Here is a 26,464-nt window from a genome sequence, read left to right as displayed (position 1 = left end):
GGGAAGCGGCGACGCTTCGGCGGGAAAATGCCTAGCCTATCGTTGCGAGGATTCCGGGCACGGCGGAGAGATCCGCTGCCTGGGAGAACCCTGGATGGCCCTCGGGTGCCTCCGCATGCTCGTGAACCCAAGTCAGGTCGTGCGGAATGAAGATGGCGGATGCGCCTGCGCCGAGCGCCGGCAGGATATCGGATTTCAGCGAATTTCCGATCATGACGCAGCGGCAGGGCTCCGTGCCGTGCCGGGCGAAGATGCCGCGATAGATGCCGTCCGTCTTGTCGCTGACGATCTCGATGCCGTCGAAGAACGGCCCAAGGCCGGATGCCGCAAGCTTGCGCTCCTGATCGAACAGATCGCCCTTGGTGATCAGGACCAGCCTGTACCGGCCGGAGAGCGCTTCCAGCGTTTCGCGTGCAGACGGCAGGAGGTCCACCGGGTGGCGCAGCATCTCGCGGCCGATCTCCAGAATGCGGGCGACGACATGGCCGGGCAGCGCACCATCGGTGAGTTCGAGCGCCGTTTCGATCATCGACAGGGTAAATCCCTTGATGCCGAAGCCGTAGAGCGCGAGGTTGCGCCGCTCTGCCGCCAGCAGGCGCTCCGACAGAACGGCTGCCTCGCAGTGATCCGCAAGCAGGGCCGCGAATGCCTCTTCCGTCAGGCGGTAGAACTGCTCGTTCTGCCACAGCGTGTCGTCTGCGTCGAACCCGACGAGCAGCGGGCCTGTCTCCGGCAGCGGCGGGTTTGCCCCCGTTGTCTCCGTCCCGTGCGTCACGGCGCAACCGCGATGGCGAAGGGCAGATCGACCGACGCCGTCTTGCCCGAATTCGTATCGTTCAGGTGGTAGCGCAGCACATAGCTGCCCACCGGTGCCTCGCTGACATCCAGCGTCAGGGTCGCGAAGATCTCCGAATTCTTGCTGACGCCCGTGAAGGTGAAGTTTCCGAATGCCTTCTGGCTGCCAAGAACGGTGCCGCCGGCATCCAGAAGGTCGAAATCGACCGTGAACCGTGTCTCCATCTTGGCCGGCACTTGTGCCGGCTTCCAGGTCAGCCCCACGGGCTCGATATAGGCAACGATCTTCTCGCCCGGCTTGAAAGTGTTGTCGGGGCGGGGCTCGAACATACCGAAGCCGGACGGGTCGCCCGCGACGAAGGTCGCCGCACCCACCGCAAAGGGCAGGCTGGCCGAGAAGTCGCTGACGGCATCGCGGATGGTGGCGCGGGCACCTGCAGCATCGCCGGAGGCGGCCATCTGCTCGGCGCGCGTGGCGGCATCCGCCAATGGCCCGGCAACGACCGTGCCGACCGGCAGGACACCCAGGACCAGAACCGCAAGACCGAACGCTCGCGTCGTATTGAAGATCGACTGCATTTCCCCCACCCTCCCAAAGCGTCGGCTGCGGCATCGTCCAACCGATACCACCCGGCATAACTGCCTGACGCGGCACGAAGTTTCGCAATTTGCGGGACCGAGTCAAGCCTTGCGACGCGACCTTTCCGCCACATGGCATCCGCGCGCGGTCTGTGGCATAGCATCCTGCACGCAGACGGGCGTCGTCGGGCGGGATGCCGTCACGCAGGCGCCGGGAACAGCAAGGACAAGACGATGAGCTTCAAGCAGGATGTGGACAGGGCAGCGCTGGCGTTGCGCGACATTTTTCCGGAAACGCCCCTGCAGCTCAACGATCATCTCAGCGCCCGGTTTGGCGCGAAGATCTACCTGAAGCGCGAGGATCTGTCGCCCGTTCGCTCCTACAAGATCCGCGGCGCCTTCAACTTCTTCCGCAAGGCCATTGCGGCCGGCGCGCGGGACCGCGTCTTCGTCTGCGCTTCCGCCGGCAATCACGCCCAGGGCTTCGCCTTCGTCTGCCGCCATTTCGGTGTCGAGGGCATCGTGTTCATGCCCGTGACGACGCCGCAGCAGAAGATCGACAAGACGCGCATGTTCGGCGGGCCGTTCATCACCATCAAGCTCGTCGGCGACATTTTCGACCAGTGCTACAAGGCGGCGCGCGATCATGTGGAAGCGACCGGCGGCATGATGGTGCCCCCCTTCGACCACGGCGATATCGTCGAGGGACAGGCGACCGTTGCCGCGGAGGTCGCGACCCAACTGCCCGAGGGCGTCGTGCCCGATATGGTGATCATGCCGGTTGGCGGTGGCGGTCTTTCCGCCGGGATGACCGGCTATTTCGCCGGCGATGTCGATCCGAACGGCTTCGTCTTCTGCGAGCCCGAGGGCGCGCCGAGCCTCAAGCGCAGTCTGGAAACGGGCGCCGTGGTGACGCTGGAGCAGGTCGATAACTTCGTGGACGGCGCCGCCGTCGGCCGCATCGGAGATCTCAACTTCGAACGGCTGAAGCACTTCTCGGCCAGCCAGACGCTGCTCCTGCCCGAGAACGCGATCTGCGTAACCATCACCGAAATGCTCAACCTCGAAGGCGTGGTGCTGGAGCCGGCGGGCGCTCTCGCCATCACGGCCCTTGCCGAACTGGACGCGGCGCAGCTTGCCGGCAAGACGATCGTTGCGGTCGTTTCCGGCGGCAATTTCGACTTCGAGCGGCTGCCCGACGTCAAGGAGCGCGCGATGCGGCATCTCGGGTTGAAGAAGTATTTCATCCTGCGCATGGCGCAGCGGCCCGGCGCGTTGAAGGATTTTCTCGGCCTGCTCGGCGAGGAGGACGATATCGCTCGCTTCGAATATCTGAAGAAATCCGCGCGCAATTTCGGATCGATCCTCATCGGCATCGAGACCAAGCGTCCGGAGAACTTTCCGACGCTGATCGCGGCCTTCGATGCGGCGGGCCTGAAATATCAGGACATTACCGACAACGATATCCTGTCGAACCTCGTCATCTGAGCACGCGGGGACTTTGACATCGCCGGGCGGGGAGGCTAAATCTTTCGCATGGCATCGTTTTTCTCCCGTCTCTTCGGCCGCTCCTCGTCCGACACCGCTCCTGAAGCAGCCTCCGGCTCGACCGAGGCCTATGGCGATTGCCTGATCCGGGCGACGCCGATGAAGGAGGGCAGCCAGTACAGGCTGTCCGGTGTCATCGAGAAGGATGTGGGCGGGCAGAAGCTCTCGCGCAGCTTCATCCGTGCCGACATGTTCTCTTCAGCCGACGAAGCTTCTTCCGCGGCGTTGCGCAAGGCACACCAGATCATCGACGAAAACGGCCCTTCGCTGTTTGCCGACGGCGCCGCTTCCCGCCAGGTCTGATCCGTCAGGCCGCACGGTCGATGCGGCAGTGGTAGCAGTTGTTGCGCGACGAGCGCACATGCACATAGGCCATCTCCGGCCGCTTCAGAATGTCCGACGCTCGATCCATGACGTCATCCGTCGGCGTCACCGCGCCGGACCCGTAGACGATCCGGTTCGCCTGATCGTAGCCTCTCACGATGTAATCCGGACTGTTCAGGATCGGCGGCAGGCATTCCTCCGCGGCGTAGCGCGGGCAGGGCTCGGCGTGCAGAAAGATCGGCCCGGTCTCCGCATAGGCTTGCGCGGCAGGGAAGGGACGGTATGCGAAGAGCAGTGCCGGTTCGCCGTCTGCGATCGGCTCAAGGCAGTGGCGGCACGGATTGCCGTCGCCGTCCGACACGAAGCGTTCCGGCATCAGGCCGTAGGCGTCTGTCCCGCCTGTCCAGATCTGCATCGCGTCTTCGGTGGGCATCGCGGTAAAGCGGATCGTCGTCATACTGGTCTCCCTGCTGGTTTCAAGGATCATGACGAAACGGACGCGCCGCCGACACCCGTTTCCGGACGAACGATCGTCAGAGCTTCCGAACGAGCTCGAGCATTTCCTCTTCGGTCAGCGGCACGAGCTGGTCTTCCCGCGTGGCGACGGGGGAGAAACCGAATCGCTGGTAGAGCTGGATGGCGCGGGGGTGGTCGAGATTGTTCGTCTGGACCTTGACCACCTTCGGGCCATAGCTCCAACAGCCGTAGAGCGCCTGAAGCAGGAACCACTTGCCGAGACCGAGGCCAAGGGCACGCTCGAACAGGCCGAAATGGGTCAGCTCGACCGTGTCCTGGTCCACATGCAGGACTTCGAAGAAGCCGGCCGGGGCGCCGTTTACATAAAGAACCGTTACGCAATTGCGCTTGTCATGCAGGACCGCAGCCAGCGCCTCATCGTCGAGACGGAGCCGATCGACCCAATGCCAGCGACGGCCGACCTGCAAATAAAGGAATCGGTAATAGGCGGGCGGAATATCCACGACGCGCATCAGCGCCGTCTGGATATTGACGGGGAACGGCAGGCTTTGTTTCGGCGCCGCTGTCATCTCCAGTTCGGTGATGTGGATCGTGGCCGGCTGCCCCGGCACCAGAGCGATCCCGGCATCCACCGATGCGTTGGTTTCCGTCCCGTTCAAAGCGACTGCGTCTACCAATTCCATGCGTGTTCCACTCTTCCCGTCTAAGGGTTTCCGGTTGCAATCGCGGTATCAGCGCGACTCCCCCATTCCGACCAGGATCCATCGTAGAGCGTATTATCGGTATGTCCAAGGGATTGCAGCGCGAGCGTGATGATCGCCGCCGTGATGCCGGAGCCGCAGCTGGTCACCACCGGTTTGTCGAGATCGATTCCGGCGTCCGCAACGAGTTTCTGCAGCTCCGGCAGGGACTTGAAGTGGCCGTTCGCTGCGAAACCGCCGGCCGGAAGGCTGAGGGCGCCCGGCATATGACCCGATCGCATGCCGGCGCGAGGCTCCGCTTCCTCACCCGTGAAGCGGCCGAGGCTGCGGGCATCCGCGATCTGCCGGCTGCCCTCGCCGACGATCTGCGTCATCTCGGTGAAGGACGTCACGGCGTGCGCGTCGAAGGTGGGGTGGAACGTGGCCGGAGAGACCGGCGGCGTTTCGGTGGTCACCGGCCGGCCTTCGCTTTTCCAGCCATCGAGCCCGCCGTCGAGCACATACACCTCTTTTGCGCCCATCACGCGGAACATCCACCAGGCGCGAGGCGCGGAAAAGAAGCCGGGACCGTCGTAGACGACGATCATGTCCATCTCGGCGATGCCTAAAGCGCCGACGGACGCGGCGAAGGCATCCGGAGTGGGCAGGGTGTGCGGCAGCCCGCTCGTCGCGTCGGAAAGCCCATCATGGTCGAAGAAGATCGCGCCGGGAACGTGCCCGGCTGCATATTCCGCCTTCGGATCGCGCTTGTGGGCCGGCAGATACCATGAGGCATCGACGATCCGCAGGCCGGCATCGCCAAGGCGCGCCTGCAGCCAGTCGCTGCTGACGACGAGGGGGCTTTTGTCTTCACGCATTCGGGTAAATCCATGTCAGTGAAAGGGGATGCGCAGGTTCAGGCGGCAGTCTCGGGCGGGCCGAAGCGGATGCGGAAGCGCCGGTTCTCCTTGCCCTTCTTCTCGATCTTCGCGATGTGGATGTCGCCCACCTCCTGCGTCTCGGACACATGCGTGCCGCCGCAGGGCTGGCTGTCGATGGCGGCGTCCTCGCCGATGCAGACAAGGCTCACGCGCCCGAGGCCGAGCGGCGGACGAACGTTCTTCGACTTGACGATATCGGGATTGGCGAGAAGCTCGTCATCCGTGATCCAGCGGACCATGATCGGATGATTCGCGCGCACGAGCGCCATCATTTCTTCGGTCACCGCGTCCTTGTCGATCGTCTCGCTCATGTCGAAATCGACCCGGCTCTCGTCTTCGCCCACAGCGGCACCCGTGATCGGATAGGAGCAGACGACCGACAGCAGATGGCAGGCCGTATGCATCCGCATCAGCTTGTAGCGGCGCGGCCAGTCGATATGCGCCACGATCTCTTCACCGACCTCCGGACGTGCCTGACCCTCGGCAGGCACATGCACGATGATATCCTTGTTCGCGCCCGTTCGCGTGGTCGCGATCTCGATCCGGCTGCCGTCGGCGCGCTCCAGGAAGCCGAGATCGCCGGGCTGCCCGCCGGATGTCGCATAGAAGCAGGTACGATCGAGCACGATGCCGCCGTCTTCCAGCACGTCGGTCACCCGTCCCTCGCAGGTCGAGAGATAGAAGTCGTCACGGAACAGGGCGTCGGTTTTTTGCGTGGGGGACATCGTCATCGCGTCAGGCGCTTGCCGCTTCGTAGGGAACATCGATCTTGCTGTGCCGGGTGAGAAAGTCCGGAACCGGCAGGCCCTTGGATTTCAGAAAATCCGGATTGAACAGCTTCGACTGGTAGCGGTTGCCATAGTCGCAGAGGATCGTCACGATCGTATGTCCGGGGCCGAGATCCCGCGCCATGCGGATCGCGCCGGCAATATTGATACCGGAGGAACCGCCGAGGCAGAGTCCCTCCTTCTCGATCAGGTCGAACACCAGCGGAACCGCTTCGGCGTCGGGGATGCGGTAGGAATAGTCCGGCATGAACCCTTCGAGGTTTGCCGTGATACGGCCCTGACCGATGCCCTCGGTGATCGAGCTGCCCGGCGCGGAGAACTCGCCTTCCGTGTAATAGCTGAAAAGAGCGGCGCCCTCGGGGTCCGCAAGCCCGATCTTGATATCCGGATTGAACCCGCGCAGGCCTTCGGCCACGCCGGCAAGCGTGCCGCCGGAGCCGACGGCGCAGATGAAGCCATCGACCTTGCCGTCGGTGTCCCACCAGATTTCCGGCGCCGTCGTCTCGACATGGGCGGCACGGTTGGCTGTGTTGTCGAACTGGTTCGCCCAGATCGCGCCGTTCGGCTCGGTCCGCGCCAGCTGCTCGGCGAGGCGGCCGGAAAGTTTTACGTAGTTGTTCGGATTGCGGTAGGGAACGGCGGGAACCTCGACCAGCTCGGCCCCCAGCAGCTTCAGCGCATCCTTCTTTTCCTGGCTCTGCGTTTCCGGAATGACGATGACGGTGCGATAGCCGAGTGCCTGTGCGACCAGCGCCAGACCGATCCCCGTGTTGCCGGCCGTTCCCTCGACGATGACGCCGCCGGGGCGCAACGCGCCCTCGCGTTCCGCCGCGCGAATGATCGACAGCGCCGCACGGTCCTTCACCGATTGCCCGGGATTGAGAAACTCGGCCTTTCCGAGAATCGTGCAGCCGGTCGCATCCGACGCCGCCTTCAGGCGGATCAGGGGCGTATTGCCGATGGCGTCGAGAACGGAATTCAATGCGGGCATGTCTGGGACCTCTTGAAGGAGAATCGCAATGGGAACGTCGGCGAGCTTCAGCGCAACATAGCCGGACGCGGGGCGGCGGCAAGGCCGGCGAAGAGCGCAACCGAACGCCGCGGGATGGTTCTCCTCCTTTTGCCGCTGCAAACAGCCGGCTGCAAGGAAAACGGTTTTGCGAGGTGGCTCTGCGGCGCAATATTCGTCTGGAAGCGCACATTGCACAATTCGGTGATCCACAGCCGAGACAGGATCGTAAGAAATCATTATTGTCTGAGGGGCGTCCTCTGGAGGGGACGGTGGACAGAGTGTGATGACGACGCGTGAACTCGATACGGTGGATGCGCTGATGGCGCATTATGCGGCTGGTATTCTGCCGGAGCCTGCCCGCGTCCTCGTTGCGGCACATCTGGAACTGGCGTCTGTCAATCGTCAGACCGTTGCGGCCTTCGAGGCTGCGGCCGGAGATCTCGTCGAGACGCTCGAACCGGCGCCGCTGTCCGATCCGGAAAACAGCATGGCGGCCATTCTGTCCAGTCCGCCGCTATTGCTCCCCACGGCACCGCAGCCGAACCCTCAGGATCAGAACGGGTGGCCAGGCGTGTTGCGCGCGTTTGCGGGCTTCGACCGGCACGATATTCCCTGGCGCTGGAAGCTGCCCGGGCTGAAGGAATATACCTTGGGCAAGATCGACGGCTGCGATGTGTCGTTCTACCGCATCCGTCCGGGCCGGGCCATTCCGGAGCATACACATGAGGGTTTCGAGCTTTCTCTGGTGCTGCACGGGGCGTTCAGCGATGTCCGGGGCCGCTTCGGCCGCGGCGACATTTCGGTCGCCGACGACAGCCTAGATCATCGGCCGATCGCCGACGGCGGCGAGCACTGCATCGTTTTCGCGGTCACGGATGCGCCGGTCAAGCTTCGCGGCTCACTCGGTCGTCGCCTTGGCGATCTGATCGGCTGAATCGCCGCAGGGCACGCGTCTTTCCGGAGATTGCCGCCGCTCTATGTCATCATCGGATCAACGGAAACAGGCTTATCGCGCGCCTGGGAGAAACGGAACATGTCGTCTTTCATCGCACGTCCGGAACACGGTCTCGCCTGGGTCACGGGCGCCAGCTCGGGCATCGGTCGGGCGTTGGCCCTGAAGCTGGTGGCCGAGGGCTTCGGCGTCGTTGTCACCGCGCGCAGCCATGACAAGCTCGTGGCCTTGCAGCGGGAGGCGACGGGTCCTGGCCGCGTCATCGTGCTCGATGGCGACGTCACCGATCCGCAGGATATGGAGCGCGTGATCGCCTCGATCGAATATGATCACGGGACGCTGGCGCTGGTCGCCCTTAACGCCGGTGTCTTCAAGCCCGTGCATGGCGAGGATCTGCATCTCGAGGATTTTCAGGAGACCTTTTCCGTCAACCTGAACGGCGTGGTCAACTGCCTGCTGCCGGCGATCCGCCACATGAAGGCGCGGGGGCAGGGGCAGATCGCCATCGTCTCCTCCGTCACCGGCTATGGCGGCCTGCCGACGAGCGGGGCCTATGGTGCGACGAAGGCCGCCCTGATCAATATGGCGGAAAGCCTGAAGTTCGATCTGGACAAACAGGGTATCCGCATTCAGGTGGTCAATCCCGGCTTCGTGGACACACCGGCGACGAAGGAGAACGCCTTCCCGATGCCGGCGCTCGTTTCGCCGGACGAGGCGGCGGGCGCGATCGTGTCGGGGCTTCAGGGCTCGGGCTTCGAGATCACCTTCCCGAAGCGCTTCACCTATGTTCTGAAGTTCATCAATATCCTGCCCTACTGGCTGTATTTTCCCCTGGTCAATGCTGCAACGGGATGGAAGAAGCGCCCGTCCGTGACGGCGCGTCTGCCGGGCGGCAAGCCCGAAGAGCCTCAGGCTGTGTGAAGCACGAGCACGGCGCCGAACACCAGAGCCAAACCGACCCAGCCGATCGGTTTCAGCTTCTGCTCGAAAAGCAACCGCGCGCTGATCGCCGTCCCGAAGATCCCGGTCGCGCCGAGGATGCCGTAGGCAACGGCCAGGTCCATGCCGCGCACGGCTTCCGCGAGCAGCGCAAAGGCTACGAGCACGAGCAGGATCGACATCACGCCCCAGCCTTTGCGGGAGAAGCCTTCGGACTTGCTGGAGGCAAGGTTTGCCGCAACGTCGAACAGGCCTGCAAGGACGGCGAGGATGAAGGGCATCTCAGGCAGGCTCATCGGCAGCCTCCGCAGGCGTGGTTCCATGGTCCTCGCCGGCATTCACGAGAATGATGCCGAGAACGGCCATGGCAAGGCCGATGAGCTCCCGATTGCTGAGGTCGTGGTGGAAGAAGAACACCGACACCAGCGTGATCAGCGCAATCCCCGACCCCTCCCAGATGGCATAGGCGACACCCACGGGCAGCGTTCGCACGGCTTTTGCCAGACAGACATAGGACAGCGCGATCGCCACATACATGACGATGTAGCCGCCCATGCCCCCGGATGCGCTGGCAGCCTTCATGACGGTGAGGCCGATGACCTCGATCCCGATGGCAAGCGCGAGATAGAGCCAGGCGAGCCGGCGGGCTCGGCCCAGGCCGGCGGGCAAGGACGGTTCGTGTGTCATGATCTCTCAGGCGTTCGGCGCGATCGCTTCGCGTAGCTGACGCTGCATGCGCTCGTCCAGCGGAAACGTCCACATCAGCGCGATGGCGCAGAGTTTCAACACAACCGGCACCCAGGCGTAGAGCGCGGCAAGCGCGAACAGTGCATCCGGGCTGTTCCCCGACCCTGCCGCGGGATCGAACCCTGCCGCCGACAGGATGGGGAAGACGAGACCGGCGCCGATGGCCAGCGACAGCTTCGTCGCCAGCCCCCAGGCCGCGAAGTAGAAGCCGCCGCGCTGTTCACCGGAAACGGCCGTATCCGCATCGATGACATCGGCCTGGATGGAGGGCGGGAGCGCCAGATCGAACCCGAGGAGAATCCCCGTGACGACGCAGATCGCGCCGAAGCCGTAGAAGCTGCCCGGCGGCAGAAACGGGGCGAGCAGGAACACCGCACAGGCGACGAGCATGGCGACGGACCACGCACGGTGTTTGCCGAAGCGGGCCGCACAGGCGCTGGCGAGCGGCACACCGCCGATGGCGCAGAGGAAGTACAGGAAAAGCAGCGGCCCGCGCATGTCCGGCAGACCGAGCCGCGCGGAGACGAAGTAGAGAAACAGCGTCGCCGGAATGCCATTGGCAAGGCCATTCAGAAAGTAGGCAAGGACCAGCCGCAGGAACGGTTTGTTGCGCACGAGAAAGCGCAGTGCATCGGCAAGGGACAGTCGCGTCTGCGTGCGGTTCTCGGGCTCCGGCACCATGCGGACCGTGAGGCCGCCCAGAAGGAGCAGGCCGACGCCGACGACGAGACCGAGGACCGCGAGGCCGGACAGCCCCTTCTGTTCAAAGCCGATGGCGAAGGGCAGGACGATCGCGATCAATGTGCCGATCAGCGTGAAGGTCTCGCGGAAGGCGGAAAGGCGGGTGCGCCCGTGATAGTCGCCGACAAGCTCCGCGCCCCAGGCAGAGTAGGGCACCATGGCCATGGTGAAGCCAAGAGACACGACGCATCCCCAGAAGCCGAGCCATCCCGCACCGGCCGTCTCTGCCGGCCAGTACAGCATGACGGCGGCAAGAGCCGCGACCGGAAGCGACATGAGGAACAGCAGACGGCGGCGGCCGAAAGCGGGGTCCATCCGGTCGGCCGTATAACCGACCAGCGGGTCCGAGATCGCGTCAAACAGCCGGATCAAAAGGATCACCCAACCCGCCGTCGCGATCGGCACGCCAAGCGTCTCGGTATAGTAGGTCGGCACGAGCGAGTAGAGGGGAAGGCCGAGCGCTGCCAGCGGCGCGGCAGGCAGCGCGTAGGTGAGGAGGACGCGCAGCGGTAGCTTCGCGTTCGAATGACGGGCGGAGGTGCCCCGCCCGTCCGGGAGATCATTCATAGACGACCTGTCGGACGTCGATATTCTTCGCGCGGAACCCGGCTTCGCAATAGAACAGGTAGAACTCCCAAAGCCGTTTGAACCGGATATCGAAGCCAAGCGGCTCGATCTTCGGCCAGACCGACCAGAAACGCTCCCGCCATTCGGCAAGCGTTCGGGCGTAGTCGAGGCCGAAACCGAGATCGCCGACCATGTTTAGTCCGACCTTGGAGCCAAGCGAAACCAGATGCTCGCGCGTCGGCAGCATGCCGCCGGGGAAGACATATTTCTGGATGAAGTCCGGATTGGCGCGATATTCGCGATAGGATTCCGGCTTGATGGTGATGATCTGCAGGCCGGCGCGACCGCCCGGCTTCAGGCAGCGGCGGACCTGCGAGAAATAGGTCGGCCAGTATTTTTCGCCGACAGCCTCGAACATCTCGATCGAGACAACCTTGTCATAGGTGCCCGTCTCGTCGCGATAGTCCTGGAACTTGATATCAACCTTGTCCGAGAGGCCCGCCTTCTCCATTCGGGCGCGGGCGAAATCCAGCTGCTCGTGGCTGATCGTCAGGCCCGTGACGCGGCAACCGATTTCGCCGGCCGCATATTCCGCGAAGCCGCCCCAGCCGCAGCCGATTTCCAGCACATGATCTCCTGGCCCGATACGCGCAGCATCGGCCAACGCCTTGTACTTTGCGCGCTGGGCGGACTGGAGGTCGTTTGCGCCCGTCGCATACAGCGCCGAGGAGTAGGTCATCGAGGGGTCGAGCCATTGCGCATAGAAGGCGTTGCCAAGGTCGTAATGGGCAGAAATGTTGCGCTTGGAGCCGGCTTTCGTGTTGGCGTTCATCCAGTGCCGCATCTTCTCGACGAACCGCAGAATGCCGCGCGCACCATTCGGGAAGTGTCGGCCCATTTCGGCATTGACGAGAAAAAGTTCGAGGAATGCCCCGACGTCGGGACTGTCCCAGTCGCCATCCATGTAGCTCTCGGCCACGCCGATGGTTCCGTTGGTGAGAGCCCGTTGCGGCAGGTTCCAGTTATGCAGCGTCACGGCCGCCTCCGGGCCGGACGCCCGGCCCTTGATGACGAAGGTCCGGCCATCGGGCAATGTCAGCTGCAGGCAGCCCGCCTCCATATTGACAAGGCCGCGAAGCACCATCTGAGCTTTCGCCGGCAAACCTTTGATGAACCGGGAAATATTGTCCTTGGACAAACGCTCTGCGGGCGATTTCTCATCGCACCATGTTTCAGCTGAACGCATCGCACAACCTTTCGGCAAACAACGGACCTACACAAAATAGCCTTATTCGGCCGGGCTGCAAGTCTCTGGGTTGGAGGAGGACTGTGGCGATAATCGGCGGGGAGCCGGCTCGTCGCGGCGGATATCGTCGGTCCAGACACTGGTTAGGGCAGGCGGTACGGGCCTTGAAATGTAGCGTGCGCCCTTCCACCAGAGCTTTGCCGCTTCCCAGTGAATGCCCGCGACGATCTTCAATGTGAGGTGGGGAATGCGGCCGACGAGACGCAGGATATTGCGTGTCTTCAGCGGTTGCGCATGGCCGGAGAAGGTTGCCGAAAGCACGGGGCCCTCCGCGTCCGTCTCCAGAATCCGCCAGCGAATGTCCTTGCCCGGCGGCACCATACGAAAGCGATAGCGCATGGCCATGGGCATGAAGGGCGAGACGTGGAAGATCTTGTCGCATTCCTGCCGGATGCCGGCCTCGCTGACCTGCCCGGGCGCGATCGGGCACACGTAGCTGTGCCGCTCGCCGAACGTGTTGCGCACCTCGTAAACCAGAGCCACCAGCGCGTCGGAGGCGTCATAGGCGTAGTAGACAGCAAGGGGGTTGAAGACCCAGCCGACAATCCGCGGATAGCAGACGAGGAGCACACGCGCCGCAGGCACGGCAAGGCCGGCCCCGGCCAGCAAGTCATCGACATAGACCCGCAGCGACCTGTCCGTTTGCCCGGAGTGATCGCTCTGGTGGAACGACAGGAGATTGAAGCGGTCGACCGAAAAGACACGGCTCTGCCTGCCGGCTTCGTCCAGGCGGTCGAGATCCACCATCAGAGAAAAGACGGTATAGGAAAACCTGTGCCCGAGCGGCTTCATGCGTTGGTGCATGACATTGCCGTCATACAGCAGGGCCGCCTCCGCCGGCGGTGTATGTAGACGTTTGTCGTCGGGAGGCGTCTCGGTCATTCCGCAGCTTCGGCGAAGACGGGAGCCGGATCAAGCCGCCACGGTATGATGCCGCCGAGCGCCTCCGCTGCAGCCAGACCCGACGACAAACCATCCTCGTGAAACCCGTAGCCCGTCCAAGCGCCGGCAAAGAAGGTGCCGTTGTCACCCTGAAGGGCTTTCAGCCGCCGCTGCGCCTCGATGGAGCCGGCATCGAACTGTGGATGGTCGTAGGTGTACTCGGCAAAGACAAGCCTTGGGTCGGGCTCGCGTTCGGGGTTCAGCGTCACGAAGAGCGGGCAGGCCGGGTCGATCGCCTGAAGGCTGTTCATCCAGTATGTCACGGCCACCTGGCTGTCGGCGCCCGGACGCGTCGAGCGAAGGTAGTTCCACGATGCCCAGACCCTCTGCCGCTTCGGCATCAGGGCCACATCCCGGTGCAGCACGACGCGGTTGGGCTTGTAGGGCACGGCTTCGAGGACCGCCCGCTCCTGCGGCGTGGCGTCCGTCAGCATGGCGAGAGCCTGGTCCGAATGCGATGCGATGATGATCTTGTCGTAGACCCGCACCGTGCCATCGTCCTCGGTCACATGCACCTTGCGTCCGTCGCGGCGGATGGAGCGGATTCCGCAGTTCAGCCTCAGCCGGTCGCCGAGAGGCGCCAGCAGCTTCTCCAGATAGACCCGGCTGCCGCCCGCCACCGTGCGCCATGGATGCGGCGTTGCGTAGACGAGACGGTGATTGTCGAAGAACTGTATGAAGTGGTCGGCCGGGAATTCGAGCATCTTGGCGGCAGGTGCCGACCAGATGGCGGCGGCCATCGGCAGCAGGTAATTGTTGGTAAACCCGGGCGAGAAACGGCGCCAGTCGAGGTAGTCCCCGATCGACATTTCCGAAAGACGTCCCGCATCGCGATCGACAAGGCAGATCTTGTTGAAGCGCAGGATTTCGCGCAGCATCAGCAGGAACGACGGACGCAGAATATTGCGCTTCTGCGCGAAGAGACCCGTGAACGGCCCGCCACGCCACTCCAGCGCGCCGTGGTCGAGCGACAGGGAAAAACTCATGCTGCTCGGCAGCGTTTCCACGTCGAGTTCCGCAAACAGGGCTTTCAGGTTTGGATAGTTCGGCTCGTTATAGACGATGAAGCCCGTATCGACCGCAATCCGTCGCCCGTCGTAATCGACGTCCACGGTGGCCGTGTGCCCGCCCGGCCGCTCGGCCTTCTCGTACAGGGTGACATCGTGAACGTCGCGCAGCGCCCAGGCCGCCGAACTGCCGGAAATGCCCGAGCCGACGACGGCGATTGAGAGGCGGCCCGTCTTGGAAGCGATGCCGACGGAGAGAGAAGAGGTCATGCGGCATCCTTGATGTTGCGGTAGGCGGCAAGCGCACGGTCACGCGCCTTGGCATGATCGACGATCGGTTTCGGGTAGGAGTCGCCGAGCGTCACGCCAGCCTTGGCAAGGACGGCGGCGGGTGCGTCGAACGGATGATGGATCCAGTCGCTCGGCATGTCGGCAAGCTCCGGCACATGCTCCCGGACATAGAGCCCGTCGCTGTCGAACTTCTCGCCCTGCGTGATCGGGTTGAAGACGCGGAAAAAGGGCGAGGCATCGGCACCGCAGCCGGCCACCCACTGCCAGTTCATTGCATTGCTCGCGGGATCGGCATCGACCAGCGTGTCGCGGAACCAGCGTTCGCCGCGCCGCCAGTCGATCAGAAGGTCCTTCACGAGGAAGGAGCCGACGATCATGCGGACGCGGTTGTGCATGGTGCCGAAACGCCAGAGTTCGCGCATGCCGGCATCCACGATCGGGAAACCCGTCATACCCGTCTTCCAGAGGTCGAAATCCGCGTCGCCATCCATCCAGCCGAGCTTGTCGTATTTCCGGTTCAGGCTTTCCGTCGGCATATCGGGGTTGTGAAACAGGAGGTGATAGGCGAACTCCCGCCATACCAGCTCCTTGCGGAAGGTGATGACGTCGGCCGAATCGGCCTTGGGGAGGCCGCGCGTCGCGTGCCAGATGCGGGCCGGCGAAATCTCGCCCATCGCCAGATGCGGCGAGAGGCGGGACGTTCCCGCTTCCCAGGTCCGCTCGCGCGATTCGCGATATCCGTCGATCGTGCCATCGGTGAAGTCTTCGAGCTTTTCGCGTGCAGAGGCTTCGCCCGGCTCCCAGCGTTGCGAGAAATCCGCAGCCCATTCAAGCTTGGGCAGGAGGCCCCAGTCGTCAAGTTTTTCCGATGTCGGAAACGTCTTCGGCGCCGGGATTTTCTCAGGCGCATCGACGGGCTCGGGCGGCTCGCCACCGGCCTCGACCGCACGCCAGAAGGGCGTATAGACCCGATAGGGACCGCCGGTCTTCGTCTTCACACGCGAAGGCTCGTGAAGGAGCGCACCGGCGAAACTCGCCGTCTCCAGCCCGTCGGACGAAAGGACCTCTTTCAGCCGCGTATCGATCCTGATGCCGGCGGGATCGTAGCGACGGTTCCAGAAGATCGCGGAAGCACCGGTGGCCTTGATGACCTGCCGCAGCACATTCTCCGCTTCGCCGCTCTTCAGAAGAAGGCGGGAACCGCACCTCTCAATGTTTGCGGAAAGGGCTGTCAGCGAATGATGCAGCCACCATGCCTGCGCTTCGCCGAGCGGACCGGTCTCCGCCGTCTCCTCGCGAATATACAGCGGAATGATCGGACGCCCGGTCTCCACCGCGGAACTCAGCGCACGGTTGTCGTCCGTCCGGAGGTCCTTTCGAAACCATACGATGATCGGGCCTTGATCCCGTTGATGCACGTCGTCCATGTCGATCCGTCTGTTTTCTTTACCGGTCTTACGGTCAAGGACGGGGTGTGGATCAAGAAGGTTTCAAAAACATACGACTTCGGTCACCGCGCAAAGGCGCAGGTTGTGGATGTCCCGACACTCAGCAGGAAAAGCCGAAAATGCCGGAGGACGCTTGGCGTGACCGACGAAGAAGCTTCAGCGATCTGTCGGGTTCGATCCGGTAGGTCTCGATGGCCATGCACCCGTATTCGTCGGTGATCTGATTGGTAAAGGTGCTTCCGATCGGCGACTTCGTCAGCTTGGTCCGCGGTTGATGGCCGCCATAGGTAATGCTGCCGGGAATCGGCTCAACCTCGCGCGGCGTGCAGGCCGTAAGGGCCAGAACGCCGACGACGAGAAGCGCGCCGAAAGGCATCACCGGTCTCATGCTCAAAACGCCCCGCCGGTCACGGGGTTGACCACCGGCCGGTCGCCGGCGTCTTTCTCATCAGCAGGCTTGACGAAGGTCGGGGCGACGGCGTCTTTTTCATCCGCGACCGCGTTGTCCGCTGTCGGGCGGATGTCGTTCGGACGTTTTTGCTCGGACGTGCCGTTATGCTCGCTGGTACCCATGATTGATTCTCCGTTGAATGAGAAAAACACAGGGTCGAACCAAATGTTCCGGCATCGGGATGGTAACGGTACACGGATAAGGAGTGTGCGGTAGACGTGACCGAAGCCACATGCCATGATCTCGAGAAAGAAAATGGCTCCCCGGGCCGGATTCGAACCGGCGACCTGTCGATTAACAGTCGAATGCTCTACCGCTGAGCTACCAGGGAACATCTGCGCTGCAGAAGTGAGGCTGCTAATACGGGGGCTTTTTCGATTTGCCAAGCGCTTTTTTCAAAAAAACGTGTCTCGCTGTGGACAAACACAGGTGCGAAGCACACCTCAGGCCAACACGGACGACAGGGGTCGTCCTGAAAGGTTGAAGCCGGATTGGACGATGATGAACGAGGTTGACGCAGCCGCACGCCCTTCGGGCACAACGCGAGCGGATAGCGCCGATGCGCAGACGAAACCGGCTCCGCCGCGCCCGATGGGGCCCCAGCTGTCGATCGGGTCCTGGCATATGCCGCTACCCCGCCAGAAATGGCTGCGCGTTCTCATCGGATGTCTTCTGGTGGTCTGCGGTCTTCTCGGCTTTCTGCCGATCCTCGGCTTCTGGATGGTGCCGCTCGGCCTCGTCGTGCTCTCGCATGACTCGGCTTATATCCGTCGCAGGCGCCGGCGCATGGCCGTTTGGTGGGGGCGCCGGAAGCAGGCGAAGGCAGCTGTGAAAGCGGCGCGCGGGTAGAGAACACGAATAAGGCCGGATCAATCCGGCCTTTTTTCTGCACGTTTCAATCCCTCAGCCGTTGGTCGTGCCCGTCTGCGGCGTCGGATCGCGATCGGTCGGTGCCGGCTGCATCGGCGCGCCGTTCGCCGGCGTGTTGTCGATCGTACCCTGATTGGCCGGTGTCGCCTGTCCGTTCTGCGCGGGCGTCGTCTGCTGACGATCGGTCGCGGCATCGTTGTCCGTGCTTTCGCCGAACATTTCCGCCGCACCCCAGGCAATCAGCGCCAGAAACAGGCCGCCGATAAGAACCATCAGGACCGGACGCCCGGCGCCACCCTGACGCGCTTCGGTCGAGCTGACCGTGACCTTTTTGTCCAGCTCCTGCGTCGAGCGCACATCGCCACGTTCGTCCACGATTTTCGCCATATCCGTCTCCTTGGGTCCGGAGCGACGATGCGCCCCACAGTGTCTTGACCGGAGCAACGGGCAGGGGCCCCGTAAGTTCCCGCAGGACGTGGCGAGCCCCGAAGCCATATGGATTTGCGCAATTTTATGGTATGGTTCCCAAGCGGTCCGTTGAGGAGCGACCGCGTCGGTATGAGCGGGAGGAACGCCATGCATTACAACGTTCAATTTTTCACCTGGACACCGCGCGACGGCGTCCATCAGGTCGGCAAGATGGTCGAGATCGATGCCGTCAACGCCAAGCTGGCGGCCACGTCGCTTCTCGGCCTGCGTCTGGGAGATAGCGGCGACGCAAGCCGTCTTGCTGCCCGTGTGTGGGCGGCCGAGGATGCGGCAAAGGCCGACTGCGTCTGCTTCTTCTACCAGTAGCGCGTTCGGCCTCGGGATTCTACTTAGGGTCCGCGTTAGATCTTCAGTGCGAATGCGGAGATCACCCCGTCCACAACGAACTGCACGGCCAGCGCGGCCAGGATGACGCCGAGAAGGCGCGTCAGGATCGCGCGGCCGGTCTGGCCGAGAAAGCGATCGATGCGCTCGGCGATGACGAGCGCTGCAAACAGGATCGCAATACACAGCGCGATGACGAGGATCAGCTGGAGACGCCCGACGGTTCCGGGATAGGATCCCGCAAGCAGGATCGTGGCCGATATCGCGCCCGGCCCGGCGATGAGGGGCAGGGCGAGCGGAAACACGGCGATGTTCTCGATGTGATCCCGCAGGGTCGCCGTTTCCCCGGTCTTCTCCTTCCGCTCGTTGCGTTTCTCGAAGATCATCTCGAAGGCGATCCAGAACAAGAGAAGCCCGCCGGCGATGCGGAACGCGCCCATCGAGATGCCCAGCAGGTTGAGGATGCTGTCGCCGAAGAGCGCGAAGACCGAGAGGATGCAGAAGGCGATGAGGCTGCCGCGCCAGGCGACGTGCTTGCGTTCGCTCCGGCTCATCCCGGCGGTCAGGCTGAGGAAGATCGGCGCGAGGCCCGGCGGGTCGATGGTCACGAGGATCGTGGTCAACGCGTTGATGAGAAGGTCGGTATCGGGCATGCCGCTCTCCAGGGCGCGTTTCGCGCGAGGGTCCAGTTAGGCTCAAGCGACGTTTCGGGTAAAGGGGCAGGGCGCCGGCGCTGCAAGTTTACCTTGGAAAGCGGCCCTTTTGCTGCCAGAAAGGCATAAGACTGTTCACAACCCTCTGCGCAAATTAGCGCACGGGCGCTGTATGGATTATATGTAGCCCTCTGATTCTGACCAACGATCGTGACCCAAATTGACTGAGCAAACACCTCCCGGCGGCGGCAAGAACCCACCAGGCATCGAGCCCATTTCCATCATCGAGGAAATGCAGCGCTCCTATCTCGATTACGCGATGAGCGTCATCGTCAGCCGTGCGCTCCCCGACGTTCGCGACGGACTGAAGCCTGTTCACCGGCGGATCCTGTTCGGCATGAGCGAGCTCGGGATCGACTGGAACAAGAAATACGTGAAATGCGCCCGTGTGACCGGGGACGTGATGGGTAAGTACCACCCGCACGGCAACCTCGCGATCTACGACGCTCTGGCGCGCATGGCCCAGCCCTGGTCGCTCCGCCTGCCGCTGATCGACGGGCAGGGCAACTTCGGCTCCATCGACGGCGACCCGCCGGCGGCCGAGCGCTACACCGAGTGCCGCCTGCAGAAGTCTGCCCACGCGCTTCTCGACGACCTCGACAAGGAGACCGTCGATTTCCGCGACAACTATGACGGCACGCTGTCCGAGCCCGTCGTCATGCCGGCGAAGTTTCCGAACTTGCTCGTCAACGGCGCCGGCGGCATCGCGGTCGGCATGGCGACGAACATCCCGCCGCACAACCTGTCCGAAGTCATCACGGGCTGCATCGCGCTGATCGAAGATCCCGCGCTCGAGCTGCCGCAGTTGATGGAGATCATCCCGGGTCCGGACTTCCCGACCGGCGCCATGATCATGGGCCGCTCCGGCATCCGCTCGGCCTACGAGACGGGCCGCGGTTCGGTCATCATGCGCGGCAAGGCGCATATCGAGCCGATGCGCAACGATCGCGAGATGATCATCGTGACCGAAGTTCCCTATCAGGTGAACAAGGCGACGATGATCGAGAAGATGGCCGAGCTGGTGCGCGACAAGCGCATCGAAGGCATCTCCGACCTGCGCGACGAGAGCGACCGCCAGGGCTACCGCGTCGTCATCGAGCTGAAGCGCGATGCCAATGCCGAGGTCATCCTCAACCAGCTCTATCGTTACACGCCGCTGCAGACCTCCTTCGGTTGCAATATGGTGGCGCTGAACGGTGGCAAGCCCGAGCAGATGACGCTGCTCGACATGCTGCGGGCTTTCGTCGCCTTCCGCGAAGAGGTCGTCAGCCGCCGCACGAAGTATCTGCTGCGCAAAGCGCGCGAGCGCGCCCATGTGCTCGTCGGTCTCGCCATTGCCGTTGCCAATATCGACGAGATCATCAAGCTGATCCGCGAGGCCCCGGATCCGGCGACCGCGCGCGAACAGCTGATGACGCGCCGCTGGCCGGCCCACGACGTCGACTCGCTGATCCGCCTGATCGACGATCCCCGCCACAGGATCAACGAGGACGGCACCTACAATCTCTCCGAGGAACAGGCCCGCGCCATCCTCGAACTGCGTCTCGCCCGCCTTACGGCGCTGGGTCGCGACGAAATCGGCGACGAGTTGAATAAGATCGGCGCCGAGATCAGCGATTACCTCGACATTCTTGGTTCGCGCCTGCGGATCATGACGATCGTCAAGGATGAGCTGACGGCCATCCGCGAGGAATTCGGCACACCGCGCCGGACCGAGATCGTCGAAGGCGGTCCGGACATGGACGACGAGGACCTGATTTCCCGCGAGGACATGGTCGTGACGGTGTCGCATCTTGGCTACATCAAGCGCGTGCCCCTGACGACCTACCGGGCGCAGCGTCGCGGCGGCAAGGGCCGCTCCGGCATGTCGACCCGCGACGAGGATTTCGTCACGCGCCTGTTCGTTGCGAACACGCACACGCCGGTCCTGTTCTTCTCCTCGCGCGGTATCGTCTATAAGGAAAAGGTCTGGCGCCTGCCGATCGGGACCCCCACATCGCGCGGCAAGGCACTGATCAACATGCTGCCGCTCGAACCGGGGGAGCGCATCACGACGATCATGCCGCTGCCGGAGGACGAGGCCAGCTGGGCCAATCTCGACGTCATGTTCTCCACGACGCGCGGCACCGTTCGCCGCAACAAGCTGTCGGACTTCATCCAGGTCAACCGCAACGGCAAGATCGCGATGAAGCTGGAGGAGGATGGCGACGAGATCCTGTCGGTGGAAACCTGCACGGATCGTGACGACGTGTTGCTGACCACGGCGCTCGGCCAGTGCATCCGCTTCCCCGTGGACGACGTCCGTGTCTTTGCCGGCCGCAATTCGATCGGCGTCCGGGGTATCTCGCTCGGCAAGGACGATCGCATCATCTCCATGACCATCGTCAGCCATGTCGATGCCGAGCCGTGGGAGCGCGCCGCCTATCTCAAGCGGGCGTCCCTCGAACGGCGTCTCGTCGCTGGCGAGGCCGTTGCAGGCGATGAGGACGAGATCACGCTGGTCGGCGAAGAGGGTGCCGACGTCGTCGGCGAACTCTCGCAGGAACGCTATGACGAGCTGAAGGCGCAGGAGCAATTCGTGCTGACGGTCTCGGAGAAAGGCTATGGAAAGCGGTCTTCAACCTATGATTTCCGGACGTCCGGCCGCGGCGGCAAGGGGATTCGCGCCACTGATACGTCGAAGACGAACGAAATCGGCGTTCTCGTCGCAGCCTTCCCGGTGGAAGATGCCGACCAGATCATGCTTGTCTCGGATGGCGGTCAGCTGATCCGCGTTCCCGTCGGCGGTATTCGTCTGGCGAGCCGTGCGACGAAGGGGGTAACGATCTTCTCGACTGCAAAAGACGAAAAGGTCGTGTCCGTCGAGCGTATCAGCGAACCGGAGGATGACGAGGCGGCCGTCGCGATTATCGACGAGCAGCTCGCTCAGGAAAGCGCTGCGCTACCCACGGACACGCCGGACGCGGCCTCCGAATAGAGCGGCGTTGCCTGAATTTGAAAGAGTAAAAGCCGGACGGGCAGGGGGCCGTCCGGCTTTTTGTTTCCCTCAGCGCTGGAGGTCGCTTTGGGAGGAAACTTTAAATAGAGAAGCCTTCGCCATGACGACGGGAGGCGAGAATGGCTTCGCGATCGCGCTTCAGCTGGAGAATGGTTTTCGTGAAATCGAACAGGAACACGATACTAATCACTGCCGACACGATCATCATGATAACGGCCATGTCGCGAATCCTTATCTGGTGATTACAAACCGACGGGCGGACTTTGGTTTCGAGACGACTTCGGAGCGAAGCGCGTGCACCGTCGCAAAGATCATCGTGAAAAACATCAGCATCGAAAACAACATCAAACCCATGGCCATCATCCTTTCTGCACCATCAACGGGGCATCGCGGATAAAAGTTCCAGAGATCCTGACGGACTATTCTTGTCAGTACTGTCATGCTGTGGACGGTGCGGTTTTCGAGGCGGCAGATCGCGCATCTTGCGTCGCTCTGCCGGGCGTGACACAAGACTGCGCAAACGGAACACGGTGCGATGACGACAGCTTTCTACCCCGGCTCCTTCGATCCGATCACGAACGGGCATCTCGACATCCTCGCCCAGTCGCTGAACGTCGCGCAGAGCCTGATCGTCGCTATCGGCGTTCATCCCGGCAAGACGCCGCTCTTCTCCTTCGACGAGCGCGCCACCCTGATCCGCCACGCGGTCGGCCAGGCGATGCCGGGGCGCAGTGCCGATGTCTCGGTGGTGTCCTTCGACGATCTCGTCGTCAACGCTGCGCGTCGTCACGGCGCCTCGCTCCTCGTTCGCGGGCTGCGAGACGGCACGGATCTCGACTACGAGATGCAGATGGCCGGCATGAACCGCGAAATGGCGCCTGATATCCAGACCCTTTTCATTCCCGCCGCACCGGCTTCCCGGCCCATAACAGCCACATTGGTCCGTCAGATCGCCGCCATGGGCGGCGATGTCGGCCCGTTCGTGCCGAAGGTGGTGGTTCAGGCGCTTGCAATTCGCAAGGCGCAGCGCTGACGTCGGCACATCGGGCACTATATCGACACGGTCACAGTAAAATCCGCAGACGAAACACGGAGCCATCATGACATTCTTCAAGCTTGCCCTCGCCGGCGCAGTATCCTTGGCGGTGCTGACCGGCGCCGCCATCGCCCAGGCGAAGGACCTCCTGACGATCACGCTGAAAAGCGGCGCCGTCGTCATCGAGCTGCTTCCCGAAATCGCCCCGAAGCATGTCGCGCGGATCAAGGAACTGGCTGCAGAAGGCGCCTACGACAACGTCGCGTTTCACCGCGTCATCCCCGGCTTCATGGCCCAGACGGGAGACGTTCAGTACGGCAATCTCGAAAAGAACTTCGAGGCCGGTCGTGCGGGCATGGGCGGCTCCTCGAAGCCCGACCTGCCGGCCGAATTTTCCAAGACCCCGTTCAAGCGCGGCACGGTCGGCATGGCCCGCTCGCAGAGCCCGGATTCTGCAAATTCGCAGTTCTTCATCATGTTCGACGAAGGCTCGTTCCTCAACGGCCAGTACACCGTCGTCGGCCAGGTCGTGTCCGGCATGGAAAATGTCGACAAGATCAAGAAAGGCGAGGGCGACAGCGGCTCCGTCACCAATCCCGACCGTATGATCAGCGTCAAGGTCGGCAAGTAACATCCCTATTCTTTGAAGGAGAAGAGCATGGCCGAGATCAAGGATCCGGAAAACACGATCATCATGGAAACGACCAAGGGTCAGGTCGTGATCGAGCTGAAGCCCGATCTCGCACCGGGCCACGTCGCCCGCATCAAAGAGCTGGTTGCGGAAGGCGCCTATGACGGCGTCGTTTTCCACCGCGTCATCGAAGACTTCATGGCGCAGACCGGCGACGTACAGTTCGGCAAGCAGGGCGGCAAGGATTTCAATCCGGCCCGCGCCGGCATGGGCGGCTCGTCCAAGCCCGACCTCAAGGCTGAATTCTCGGCCACCAGCCACGTGCGCGGCACGTGCTCCATGGCCCGCAGCCAGATGCCGAATTCGGCCAATTCCCAGTTCTTCATCTGCTTCACCGACAGCCCCTGGCTGAACAAGCAGTACACGGTCTGGGGCCAGGTCATCGAAGGCATGGAAAACATCGACAACATCAAGCGCGGCGAGCCGGTCAAGGATCCCGACAGCATCGTTTCGATGAAGATTGCTGCCAACGCCTGATTCAGGCTATGGCAGGGCCCGCCCGATCGCCGCTCAGGCCATCGGGCGGGCCTTGTCCGTTTTCAGAAGTGCTCATCCATGCGCGTCGATCTCTTCGACTTCGATCTCCCAGACGACAATATCGCCCTCCGGCCGGCAAACCCGCGCGATAGCGCCCGCCTGCTCGTGGTGCGCCCGGGTAGCCCTCTCGAGCATCGCAGCGTCGTCGATCTTCCATCTTTCCTGCAGCCGGGCGATGCCCTGGTCTTTAACGACACCAGGGTCATTCCGGCGCAACTCGAAGGCGTTCGCCTGCGCGAAGGCGCGACCGAGCAGGCTGTGTCGACCACGCTCCACATGCGCATCGCGCCCGATCGCTGGAAGGCCTTTGCAAGACCCGGCAAGCGCATCAAGCCCGGAGATCGCATCCGGTTCGGCCATGGCGGAGACGCCTGTCTTCTCGGCACGCTGGACGCGACCGTCGAGGCGAAGACGGAAGGCGGCGAGGTCACGCTGGTCTTCGATCTCGCCGGCCCCGCGCTTGATGAAGCGATCGCTGCTGTCGGCCACATCCCGCTGCCACCCTATATCGCCTCCAAGCGGCCGGAGGATGCACAGGACCGGCAGGACTACCAGACACTTTACGCCCGCGAAGACGGCGCTGTCGCCGCACCCACCGCCGGTCTGCATTTTACCGACCGCCTCTTTGCGGCCCTGGAGGCCCGTGGCGTCGAGCGCCATTTCGTGACGTTGCATGTCGGAGCCGGCACCTTTCTGCCCGTGAAGGCGGATGATACCGACGACCACAAGATGCACCAGGAGATCGGCCATGTCTCGGCCGAGGTCGCCGGGAAGCTGAACGCCGTACGGGCGAGGGGCGGGCGCATCGTCTGCGTCGGCACGACCTCGCTGCGCCTCATCGAGAGCGCAGCCGGCGAAGACGGACGCATCGATCCCTGGTCGGGCCCGACCGGCATCTTCATTACTCCGGGTTATCGGTTTCGCGCGGTCGATATCCTGATGACCAATTTCCATTTGCCGAAATCGACGCTGTTCATGCTCGTCTCCGCCTTTTCAGGCCTCGACACCATGCGCGACGCCTATAGCAACGCCATTGCCGACGGCTATCGCTTCTATTCCTATGGCGATGCCAGCCTGCTTTTCCGGAACGAGCCATGACAGAGACTTTCCAGTTCAACCTGAGCGCCACGGATGGCAAGGCACGGCGCGGCGCCGTGTCCATGCCACGCGGCACCATCCGCACACCGGCCTTCATGCCTGTCGGGACGGTCGGTACGGTGAAAGCGATGTATCTCGACCAGGTCAAGGAGCTCGGGGCCGACATCATCCTCGGCAACACCTACCACCTGATGCTGCGTCCGGGCCCGGAACGCGTCGCGCGTCTCGGCGGCCTGCACGACCTCATTCGCTGGCAGGGGCCGATCCTCACCGACAGCGGCGGGTTTCAGGTCATGTCGCTCTCGGGCCTGCGCAAGCTCGACGAACAGGGCGTGACCTTCAAGAGCCATGTCGATGGCGCCCTGCACCATATGTCGCCGGAGCGCTCCATCGAGATTCAGGGCCTGCTCGACAGCGATATCCAGATGCAGCTCGACGAATGCATCCGCCTGCCGGCCGAACCCCGCGAAATCGAGCGCGCGATGGAAATGTCGCTGCGCTGGGCCGAGCGTTGCAAGACCGCCTTCGGCGACCAGCCGGGCAAGGCCATGTTCGGCATCGTGCAGGGAGGCGATAACCCTACGCTCCGCGTCAAATCGGCCCAGGCACTGGCCGGCCTCGACCTCAAGGGTTACGCGGTTGGTGGTCTCGCCGTCGGCGAGCCGCAGGCGGTCATGCTCGATATGCTGGACACGACCTGCCCCGAACTGCCCTTCGAAAAGCCACGCTACCTGATGGGCGTGGGAACGCCGGATGACATCCTGAAATCCGTTGCCCGCGGTATCGACATGTTCGACTGCGTCATGCCGACCCGCTCGGGCCGCCACGGCTTGGCCTTCACGCGCCGCGGCCGCATCAACCTGCGGAATGCCCGCCATGCCGAGGACATGCGTCCGCTGGACGAGCAATCCACATGCCCGGCCGCGCGTGATTATTCCCGCGCCTATCTCCACCATCTCGTGCGCGCCAACGAGTCGCTCGGCGGCATGCTGCTGACGTGGAACAATCTTTCCTACTATCAGGACCTGATGGCCGGAATCCGCAAGGCGATCGAGGACGGCCGCTACGCCGACTTCATGGCCGAGACGCAGGAAGAGTGGGCGAGGGGCGATCTCGCGCCGGTTTGACCGACGTTTCTCGGCGGAGCGAGATCAGAAGGGTGGCGTGAGCTGC

31 protein-coding genes and 1 tRNA gene are annotated in these 26,464 nt (G+C 63.2%); 13 read left to right on the top strand and 19 right to left on the bottom strand.

All coding sequences use genetic code 11. The features are described from left to right. Positions 1–31: 31 nt before the first annotated feature. Positions 32–736: an HAD family hydrolase gene (locus LRX75_RS21705; protein ID WP_231816738.1), complete on the bottom strand. Its 705-nt coding sequence runs from the start codon at positions 734–736 to the stop codon at positions 32–34. A gap of 35 nt (positions 737–771) precedes the next feature. Next, the gene (locus LRX75_RS21700) at positions 772–1,374 is read right to left on the bottom strand and encodes a hypothetical protein (protein ID WP_231816712.1); all 603 of its coding nucleotides are present in this window, start codon (positions 1,372–1,374) and stop codon (positions 772–774) included. Positions 1,375–1,608: 234 nt separating this feature from the next. On the opposite strand from LRX75_RS21700, the gene ilvA reads away from it, so the two are divergent. After that, positions 1,609–2,862: a threonine ammonia-lyase gene (ilvA, locus tag LRX75_RS21695; RefSeq protein ID WP_231816711.1), complete on the top strand. Its 1,254-nt coding sequence runs from the start codon at positions 1,609–1,611 to the stop codon at positions 2,860–2,862. A gap of 48 nt (positions 2,863–2,910) precedes the next feature. Further along, positions 2,911–3,225 carry an HlyU family transcriptional regulator gene (locus LRX75_RS21690; RefSeq protein ID WP_231816710.1) on the top strand — a complete coding sequence of 105 codons (315 nt, stop codon included), beginning with the start codon at positions 2,911–2,913 and terminating at the stop codon, positions 3,223–3,225. A gap of 4 nt (positions 3,226–3,229) precedes the next feature. On the opposite strand, the gene LRX75_RS21685 is transcribed toward LRX75_RS21690, so the two are convergent. From LRX75_RS21685 to LRX75_RS21665, 5 genes are all read right to left on the bottom strand, one after another. Next, on the bottom strand, positions 3,230–3,703 hold the full coding sequence (locus LRX75_RS21685) for a DUF1203 domain-containing protein (protein WP_231816709.1): 474 nt from the start codon (positions 3,701–3,703) through the stop codon (positions 3,230–3,232). 76 nt (positions 3,704–3,779) lie between these two features. Beyond that, complete coding sequence (locus tag LRX75_RS21680) at positions 3,780–4,292, bottom strand: GNAT family N-acetyltransferase (protein ID WP_420851249.1); 513 nt, start codon at positions 4,290–4,292, stop codon at positions 3,780–3,782. 134 nt (positions 4,293–4,426) lie between these two features. Next, on the bottom strand, positions 4,427–5,281 hold the full coding sequence (gene sseA, locus LRX75_RS21675) for a 3-mercaptopyruvate sulfurtransferase (RefSeq protein ID WP_231816708.1): 855 nt from the start codon (positions 5,279–5,281) through the stop codon (positions 4,427–4,429). 38 nt (positions 5,282–5,319) lie between these two features. Continuing rightward, entirely contained in the window at positions 5,320–6,069 is a 750-nt protein-coding gene (locus LRX75_RS21670; RefSeq protein ID WP_231816707.1) for an alanyl-tRNA editing protein, read from the bottom strand. A gap of 10 nt (positions 6,070–6,079) precedes the next feature. Further along, entirely contained in the window at positions 6,080–7,123 is a 1,044-nt protein-coding gene (locus LRX75_RS21665; RefSeq protein ID WP_231816706.1) for a cysteine synthase A, read from the bottom strand. A 304-nt stretch (positions 7,124–7,427) separates the two neighbouring features. On the opposite strand from LRX75_RS21665, the gene LRX75_RS21660 reads away from it, so the two are divergent. Continuing rightward, positions 7,428–8,078: a ChrR family anti-sigma-E factor gene (locus tag LRX75_RS21660; protein WP_231816705.1), complete on the top strand. Its 651-nt coding sequence runs from the start codon at positions 7,428–7,430 to the stop codon at positions 8,076–8,078. Between the two features lie 99 nt (positions 8,079–8,177). Next, positions 8,178–9,017 carry an SDR family NAD(P)-dependent oxidoreductase gene (locus tag LRX75_RS21655; protein ID WP_231816704.1) on the top strand — a complete coding sequence of 280 codons (840 nt, stop codon included), beginning with the start codon at positions 8,178–8,180 and terminating at the stop codon, positions 9,015–9,017. On the opposite strand, the gene LRX75_RS21650 is transcribed toward LRX75_RS21655, so the two are convergent. The 10 genes from LRX75_RS21650 to LRX75_RS21605 all read right to left on the bottom strand — a co-directional run bounded on the left by LRX75_RS21650 (position 9,005) and on the right by LRX75_RS21605 (position 16,866). Then, positions 9,005–9,331 carry a DMT family transporter gene (locus LRX75_RS21650; RefSeq protein ID WP_231816703.1) on the bottom strand — a complete coding sequence of 109 codons (327 nt, stop codon included), beginning with the start codon at positions 9,329–9,331 and terminating at the stop codon, positions 9,005–9,007. The genes LRX75_RS21655 and LRX75_RS21650 overlap by 13 nt on opposite strands. Then, positions 9,318–9,722: an SMR family transporter gene (locus tag LRX75_RS21645; RefSeq protein ID WP_231816702.1), complete on the bottom strand. Its 405-nt coding sequence runs from the start codon at positions 9,720–9,722 to the stop codon at positions 9,318–9,320. Before LRX75_RS21645 ends, LRX75_RS21650 begins: the two co-directional genes overlap by 14 nt. A gap of 6 nt (positions 9,723–9,728) precedes the next feature. Further along, positions 9,729–11,090 (bottom strand): MFS transporter, encoded by a 1,362-nt coding sequence (locus LRX75_RS21640; protein WP_231816701.1) that lies wholly within the window; start codon positions 11,088–11,090, stop codon positions 9,729–9,731. Then, positions 11,083–12,336, bottom strand: coding sequence for an SAM-dependent methyltransferase (locus LRX75_RS21635; RefSeq protein WP_231816700.1), 1,254 nt, complete (start codon positions 12,334–12,336; stop codon positions 11,083–11,085). Before LRX75_RS21635 ends, LRX75_RS21640 begins: the two co-directional genes overlap by 8 nt. A 42-nt stretch (positions 12,337–12,378) precedes the next feature. Beyond that, positions 12,379–13,278, bottom strand: coding sequence for a DUF1365 domain-containing protein (locus tag LRX75_RS21630; protein ID WP_231816699.1), 900 nt, complete (start codon positions 13,276–13,278; stop codon positions 12,379–12,381). After that, positions 13,275–14,615, bottom strand: a complete 1,341-nt coding sequence (locus LRX75_RS21625; protein ID WP_231816698.1) for an NAD(P)/FAD-dependent oxidoreductase — start codon at positions 14,613–14,615, stop codon at positions 13,275–13,277. Before LRX75_RS21625 ends, LRX75_RS21630 begins: the two co-directional genes overlap by 4 nt. Further along, positions 14,612–16,063, bottom strand: coding sequence for a cryptochrome/photolyase family protein (locus LRX75_RS21620; RefSeq protein ID WP_231816697.1), 1,452 nt, complete (start codon positions 16,061–16,063; stop codon positions 14,612–14,614). Before LRX75_RS21620 ends, LRX75_RS21625 begins: the two co-directional genes overlap by 4 nt. A 121-nt stretch (positions 16,064–16,184) precedes the next feature. Next, the gene (locus LRX75_RS21615) at positions 16,185–16,460 is read right to left on the bottom strand and encodes a hypothetical protein (protein WP_231816696.1); all 276 of its coding nucleotides are present in this window, start codon (positions 16,458–16,460) and stop codon (positions 16,185–16,187) included. Positions 16,461–16,474: 14 nt separating this feature from the next. Next, positions 16,475–16,657, bottom strand: coding sequence for a hypothetical protein (locus tag LRX75_RS21610; protein WP_231816695.1), 183 nt, complete (start codon positions 16,655–16,657; stop codon positions 16,475–16,477). A 134-nt stretch (positions 16,658–16,791) separates the two neighbouring features. Next, positions 16,792–16,866: transfer RNA gene (locus LRX75_RS21605), tRNA-Asn, on the bottom strand. Between the two features lie 260 nt (positions 16,867–17,126). Here LRX75_RS21605 and LRX75_RS21600 point away from each other — a divergent pair. Beyond that, positions 17,127–17,384: a hypothetical protein gene (locus LRX75_RS21600; protein ID WP_231816736.1), complete on the top strand. Its 258-nt coding sequence runs from the start codon at positions 17,127–17,129 to the stop codon at positions 17,382–17,384. A gap of 54 nt (positions 17,385–17,438) precedes the next feature. On the opposite strand, the gene LRX75_RS21595 is transcribed toward LRX75_RS21600, so the two are convergent. Next, complete coding sequence (locus LRX75_RS21595) at positions 17,439–17,792, bottom strand: hypothetical protein (RefSeq protein WP_231816694.1); 354 nt, start codon at positions 17,790–17,792, stop codon at positions 17,439–17,441. A 189-nt stretch (positions 17,793–17,981) separates the two neighbouring features. On the opposite strand from LRX75_RS21595, the gene LRX75_RS21590 reads away from it, so the two are divergent. Then, complete coding sequence (locus LRX75_RS21590; protein WP_113152103.1) at positions 17,982–18,200, top strand: hypothetical protein; 219 nt, start codon at positions 17,982–17,984, stop codon at positions 18,198–18,200. A 35-nt stretch (positions 18,201–18,235) separates the two neighbouring features. Here the strand turns inward: LRX75_RS21590 and LRX75_RS21585 are convergent, their stop codons facing one another. Next, on the bottom strand, positions 18,236–18,871 hold the full coding sequence (locus tag LRX75_RS21585) for a MarC family protein (protein ID WP_231816693.1): 636 nt from the start codon (positions 18,869–18,871) through the stop codon (positions 18,236–18,238). Positions 18,872–19,091: 220 nt separating this feature from the next. Here LRX75_RS21585 and gyrA point away from each other — a divergent pair, with 220 nt between their 5' ends. The 7 genes from gyrA (at position 19,092) to tgt (ending at position 26,418) form a co-directional block, all read left to right on the top strand. After that, positions 19,092–21,908 carry a DNA gyrase subunit A gene (gene gyrA, locus LRX75_RS21580; RefSeq protein WP_420851247.1) on the top strand — a complete coding sequence of 939 codons (2,817 nt, stop codon included), beginning with the start codon at positions 19,092–19,094 and terminating at the stop codon, positions 21,906–21,908. A 7-nt stretch (positions 21,909–21,915) separates the two neighbouring features. After that, a complete protein-coding gene (locus tag LRX75_RS21575) occupies positions 21,916–22,326 on the top strand; it encodes a hypothetical protein (RefSeq protein WP_231816692.1) in 411 nt (136 codons plus the stop codon). A 138-nt stretch (positions 22,327–22,464) separates the two neighbouring features. Beyond that, positions 22,465–22,962: a pantetheine-phosphate adenylyltransferase gene (coaD, locus tag LRX75_RS21570; RefSeq protein ID WP_231816691.1), complete on the top strand. Its 498-nt coding sequence runs from the start codon at positions 22,465–22,467 to the stop codon at positions 22,960–22,962. 67 nt (positions 22,963–23,029) lie between these two features. Further along, positions 23,030–23,596 carry a peptidylprolyl isomerase gene (locus LRX75_RS21565; RefSeq protein WP_231816690.1) on the top strand — a complete coding sequence of 189 codons (567 nt, stop codon included), beginning with the start codon at positions 23,030–23,032 and terminating at the stop codon, positions 23,594–23,596. 27 nt (positions 23,597–23,623) lie between these two features. Further along, positions 23,624–24,133, top strand: a complete 510-nt coding sequence (locus tag LRX75_RS21560; protein WP_113152107.1) for a peptidylprolyl isomerase — start codon at positions 23,624–23,626, stop codon at positions 24,131–24,133. Positions 24,134–24,211: 78 nt separating this feature from the next. Next, positions 24,212–25,291, top strand: a complete 1,080-nt coding sequence (gene queA / locus LRX75_RS21555) for a tRNA preQ1(34) S-adenosylmethionine ribosyltransferase-isomerase QueA (protein ID WP_231816689.1) — start codon at positions 24,212–24,214, stop codon at positions 25,289–25,291. Beyond that, positions 25,288–26,418: a tRNA guanosine(34) transglycosylase Tgt gene (gene tgt, locus LRX75_RS21550; protein WP_231816688.1), complete on the top strand. Its 1,131-nt coding sequence runs from the start codon at positions 25,288–25,290 to the stop codon at positions 26,416–26,418. Before queA ends, tgt begins: the two co-directional genes overlap by 4 nt. Positions 26,419–26,464 lie beyond the last annotated feature (46 nt).

Origin of the sequence: Rhizobium quercicola, from assembly GCF_021168455.1 — a bacterium.
Classification (GTDB): Bacteria; Pseudomonadota; Alphaproteobacteria; order Rhizobiales; family Rhizobiaceae; genus Ferranicluibacter; species Ferranicluibacter quercicola.
Note: the sequence above shows the minus strand (reverse complement) of the source record. Positions and strands in the feature narration are given on the sequence as shown.